The following is a 259-nucleotide window of genomic DNA, read 5'->3' as shown; positions in this document are numbered from 1 at the left end:
CGGCAGGAGATCTGAGTGCAGGCAGTGTAGACATCACCATTCCGAATACACAAATTCCAGCAGATGGTGACTACAGTGTTGTGGCGCAAATCAGTGATGCAGCGGGGAACAGCAGTGACCCAAGTAATGAAGTGGACTTTGCTGTTGATGCCACAGTCCCTGGTGATACAGATGACAACGGTGAAACCGATACACCACCAGTTCTGACGATTACCGAAGCAGCCGATGGTTACGTCAATGCCGATGAACTGTCGGATGG

At 51.0% G+C, this 259-nt stretch carries 1 protein-coding gene; it reads left to right on the top strand.

Annotation, left to right across the window (positions count from 1 at the left end):
• On the top strand, window positions 1-259 hold a 259-nt coding region (locus tag AC6CHI_RS16160), incomplete at both ends, for a hypothetical protein (RefSeq protein ID WP_498122510.1).

The organism is Acinetobacter sp. GQ146, assembly GCF_059758585.1.
Note: the sequence above shows the minus strand (reverse complement) of the source record. Positions and strands in the feature narration are given on the sequence as shown.